At 73.1% G+C, this 4,144-nt stretch carries 5 protein-coding genes; 3 read left to right on the top strand and 2 right to left on the bottom strand.

Annotated elements, in window-relative coordinates; all coding sequences use genetic code 11:
• Positions 1-160 precede the first annotated feature (160 nt).
• Positions 161-922: a tyrosine-protein phosphatase gene (locus KME75_RS40315; protein ID WP_219420266.1), complete on the top strand. Its 762-nt coding sequence runs from the start codon at positions 161-163 to the stop codon at positions 920-922.
• Positions 923-1,069: 147 nt separating this feature from the next.
• Here the strand turns inward: KME75_RS40315 and KME75_RS40320 are convergent, their stop codons facing one another.
• Together KME75_RS40320 and KME75_RS40325 are read right to left on the bottom strand one after the other, a co-directional pair.
• Positions 1,070-1,462: a hypothetical protein gene (locus tag KME75_RS40320; protein ID WP_219420267.1), complete on the bottom strand. Its 393-nt coding sequence runs from the start codon at positions 1,460-1,462 to the stop codon at positions 1,070-1,072.
• Positions 1,463-1,517: 55 nt separating this feature from the next.
• Positions 1,518-1,760 carry a ribbon-helix-helix domain-containing protein gene (locus tag KME75_RS40325; RefSeq protein ID WP_219420268.1) on the bottom strand — a complete coding sequence of 81 codons (243 nt, stop codon included), beginning with the start codon at positions 1,758-1,760 and terminating at the stop codon, positions 1,518-1,520.
• A gap of 121 nt (positions 1,761-1,881) precedes the next feature.
• Here KME75_RS40325 and KME75_RS40330 point away from each other — a divergent pair, with 121 nt between their 5' ends.
• Positions 1,882-3,051: an acyl-CoA dehydrogenase family protein gene (locus tag KME75_RS40330; protein WP_219420269.1), complete on the top strand. Its 1,170-nt coding sequence runs from the start codon at positions 1,882-1,884 to the stop codon at positions 3,049-3,051.
• A 12-nt stretch (positions 3,052-3,063) separates the two neighbouring features.
• Positions 3,064-4,083 (top strand): acyl-CoA dehydrogenase family protein, encoded by a 1,020-nt coding sequence (locus KME75_RS40335; RefSeq protein ID WP_219420270.1) that lies wholly within the window; start codon positions 3,064-3,066, stop codon positions 4,081-4,083.
• Positions 4,084-4,144: the final 61 nt, after the last annotated feature.

The raw sequence follows: 4,144 nt of genomic DNA on the forward strand, positions 1-4,144 counted from the left end.
GATCGCAAACTTTAAGACCTGGCGCATCATGCACACCGACTACCGGCGGCCGCTGGCGACGTTCGACACGACGATCTCGGCGGTTATCGGACTGCACTTCTACTTGGCGGCTGAATAGGCCTCCGTGGTGCCCCCGCCGCCGTGGCGTTAGCGTGCGGGGGTGGCTGAAGCACAGGTCGACCGCTGGCTCCGGCTCGAAGGCCTCGACAACGTCCGCGACGTCGGCGGTTTGCCGGTGCGTGGCGGCGGCACCACCCGGTCCGGGGTGCTGCTGCGGAGCGGCTCGCTGCGGCACGTGACGCCCGGTGACGTCGAGCACCTCGTGGACGTCTTCGGGCTGCGGCTCGTGATCGACCTGCGGACGCAGCGCGAGATCGACCGGGACGGGCCGACCGCGGTGGCCGAGGCAGGCGTCGAGACGGTGGCGCTGAGCTTCATCCCCGAGGAGGGCAGGCCGCTGCCGGAGACGGGCGACGACACCGACCCGCTGCTGCGCAACTACCTCGGCTACCTGCGCGACCGCGGGGACAACGTCGTCACGGCCGTGCGGAGGCTCGCCGCGGCCGACGCCGGACCGGCGCTCGTGCACTGCGCCGCGGGCAAGGACCGCACCGGAGTGCTCGTCGCGCTCGTGCTGGACGCCGTCGGCGTCGACCGGGACGCGGTGGTGGCCGACTACGCGCTCTCCGTCGAGCAGCTGGAGGCGATGTTCCGCCGGTGGACCACCGCGGCGGGCGAGCCGATGCCCACGGACCTCACCCCGCACCTGCCGCGGGCCGAGGTGATCGCCGCCGTGCTCGAGCACCTCGACGCCGAGCACGGCGCCAACGGCGTGGGCGGCGCGGCGGGCTGGCTGCGGGCGCACGGCATGGACGAGGAGTCCCTGGCCCACCTGCGCACCCGCCTGGTGACGGCGGTCTGACCTCCGGGATCGACCGGACGGGATTGCAGCAAAGCCACTTTCACGCAACGACGTTGCAGGAAAGTGGCTTTGCTGCAACAGCCGACGTGGCGACTCGCGCACCATTTCGTGGCGACTCGCCCGCCATTTCGTGCCGACTCGCGGGGGTCAGGGCAGCTCTTCGATGGTCACCTGTGTGTCGAGCTTGCGCAGGTTGCCCGGCTCGCCGGTGACGGCGGGCCAGCCCCGCCGCCGGGCGCTGGCGGCCACCTGGCCCGCCACGATGTCGTCCTGCCCGGACGCGGCGAGCAGCAGTCCGGACTCCAGCGCCGAGTCCGGGCCCAGCTCGTCGATCACGGTGTTGGGCAGGTCGAGCAGCACCTGCAGCGCGGCGTGGTGCTCCGGTTCGAGCAGGGCCCACGCGCGGCCCAGCGCGGCGCTGGGCACGGCCAGCACGATGTTCTCCTCGACCGCGGCCCAGACCAGCGCCCGCACGTACACGGGGCGGCCGATTGCGAATGCGGCGAGGGCGGTGGAGTCGAGGACGCGTCCGCCGATCATGCGGCGACCGCCGCGACGCTCGTCAGGAGGTCGCGGCTCGGGATGGCGGGGCGCATCAGACGGCGGCCGCCGGCGGGACCAGGCGCAGCGTGCGCCGCGCCGCCGCGAGCTCGTCGGGGGGCGGGGGGCCGCCGTAGAGGTCGGCGAGTGCCGCGAGCGACCGGTCCCGCAGCTGGCGGGCGGAGACCGCTTCGGCGATGTACTCCGAGATGCTCCTGGCCGCCCCGCGCCGCACGGCGTTGCGGGCCTCGGCGACCAGGTCGGCCGGCAGGCTCACCGTGACACGCTCAGTGCGCATGGCGCGGACATTACCGGCAGTCGGTCACCGCCTGTCAGATCCCCGATCGTGGGAGACGGGTTACTCGCCGGTATGCCAAGGTGGTGCCAGCTGACGGAACCAGGCGTGCGAGGAGGCCGCGATGGACTTGACCTACACCGCTGCGGAGGAGGAGTTCCGCAGCGAGCTCCGCTCCTGGCTCCGGGGGAACATCCCGGAGGAGTGGGCGCGCCCCGGGTTCTGGGAGTCGCTCGGCGACGACGAGAGCTTCGGGCTGCGCCGCGACTGGGAGCGGGACAAGGCCCTCGCCGGGTTCGCCGGTATCGAGTGGCCCACGGAGTACGGCGGCCGCGGCGGCACCCCGGGCATGAAGGCGATCTACGACGAGGAGATGGTGCTGGCGCGTGCGCCGCGCACCGTCAACCCGCTGGGCCTGACGTTCCTCGCCCCCACCGTGATGGCGATCGGTAGCGACGCGCAGAAGAAGGAGATCATCGGTCCGCTGCTGCGCAACGAGGTCATCTGGTGCCAGGGCTTCTCCGAGCCCGGCGCGGGCTCCGACCTCGCGGCGATCTCCACGAGGGGCGTGCGCGACGGCGACGACTTCGTCGTCAACGGCCAGAAGGTGTGGACCACCAACGCCGTGCACGGCGACAAGATCTTCACGATGGTCCGCACCGAGCCGGGGTCGCAGAAGCACCGCGGGCTGTCGATGCTGCTGATCGACATGAACCAGCCCGGCGTCGACGCCCGCCCGCTCAAGCAGATGAGCGGGGCCAGCGAGTTCGGGGAGGTCTTCTTCGACGACGCCCGCGTGTCGGCCACCGACTCCCTCGGCGAGATCGGCGACGGCTGGCGCACCGCGATGCTGCTGCTGTCGTTCGAGCGCGGCGCGTCCGGGATGGCGCAGTACACGGAGTTCCGCAGGCAGTACGACGAGATCGTGGCCGTGGCGAAGCGGCTGGGCCGCGACCGCGACCCCGTGGTCCGGGGCAAGCTCGCCCGCGTCCTCACCGAGCTGGAGTGCCTGCGCCTGCACGCGATGTACGTGCTCACGCAGGTCGAGCAGGGCCGCGACCTCGGGTTCGAGGCGTCGATGACGAAGCTGCAGTGGTCGGAGACGTTTCAGGACCTCTGGGAGGTCTTCGACGACGTCCTCGGCGACGACGCCACCCTCGACACCGTCGACGGGCTGGACCTGCGCCCGCTGCACGCCCAGTCCATGTGGTCCCGGTCGGTCACCATCTGGGGCGCGTCCTCCCAGGTGCAGCGCAACATCACCGCCGAGCGCGTGCTCGGCCTGCCGCGGTAAGGAGAGCTGGTCATGTTCTTCGCACTCACCGACGACCAGCGTGAGTTCGACGCCGCGGTGCGCGGCTACCTCGCCGAACGGTTCGACCTCGAGGCCGTGCGCGGCGTCGTCGAGGATCCGGCGGGCGACGGCAACCCCGCGTCGCTCTGGACGGCGGCTGCCGAGCAGGGCTGGCTCGCCGTGCTCGTGCCCGAGGAGCACGACGGGCTCGGCCTCGGCATGGTCGAGGCGCAGGTGATCGCCCGGGCGCTCGGCGCCGGCGTGGCACCCGGTCCCTGGCGCGGCACGGTGCTCGCCGCCGAGGCGATCCGGCGCGCCGGCTCCGACGAGCAGAAGGCGCAGTGGCTGCCGCGGCTCGCGGCCGGCGAGGCCGTCGGCGCGCTCACGCTCCGCGGCACGGCGCCGGGCACGCTCCCCACCGTGGAGTACGGCGGTATCGCCGACGTCGTCGTGGCCCGGTCCGCCGACGGGCTCGCGCTCGTCACCGGGGCCGACGCCACGGCGCAGGGCTCCTACGACGGCACCACCCGGCTCGCGGCGCTCGACGCCGGGGCGGGCGAGGCCCTGCCCGGTGCGGACGCGTCCGTCGTGGCGGAGCTGGAGGCGCGGGCCGCGGTCCTCGTCGCGGCCGACCTCGTCGGTACCGCGCGGGAGGCGCTCACCCGCACCGTCGCCTACGACCGGGAGCGCGAGCAGTTCGGCGTGCCGGTCGGCTCGTTCCAGGCGATCAAGCACGCGCTCGCCGACCTGCACGTCGGGGTGACGATGGCCGAGCACGCGGTGCTGTACGCCGCGCACGCGGTGCAGACCGGGCTCGAGGGGACTGCCCTCGCCGTCTCGGTGGCGAAGGCGAAGGCGAGCGACGCCGCGATCGAGGCGACCGCCGCGATGATCCAGTACCACGGCGGCATCGGCTACACGTGGGAGCACGAGGCGCACTTCTTCTACAAGCGCGCCAAGCGGCTGGCCGGCCAGTTCGGCGACGCCGACGCCCACCGCGCTCGGATCGCCGAGCTGACGGTGAGCGCCTGAGGCGTCGCGCCCCCGCCCCGTCCCCGCCCCGTCCCCGCCCCGTCCCCCTCGCAGCAAGGTG

Origin of the sequence: Pseudonocardia nigra, assembly GCF_019396355.1 — a bacterium.
GTDB lineage: Bacteria > Actinomycetota > Actinomycetes > Mycobacteriales > Pseudonocardiaceae > Pseudonocardia > Pseudonocardia nigra.

Bases quoted from the DNA above. Each gene is read 5' to 3' on its own strand.
- KME75_RS40320 (WP_219420267.1), bottom strand. From the start codon at position 1,462: ATGATCGGCGGACGCGTCCTCGACTCCACCGCCCTCGCCGCATTCGCA.
- KME75_RS40330 (WP_219420269.1), top strand. From the start codon at position 1,882: ATGGACTTGACCTACACCGCTGCGGAGGAGGAGTTCCGCAGCGAGCTC.
- KME75_RS40335 (WP_219420270.1), top strand. From the start codon at position 3,064: ATGTTCTTCGCACTCACCGACGACCAGCGTGAGTTCGACGCCGCGGTG.
- KME75_RS40325 (WP_219420268.1), bottom strand. From the start codon at position 1,760: ATGCGCACTGAGCGTGTCACGGTGAGCCTGCCGGCCGACCTGGTCGCC.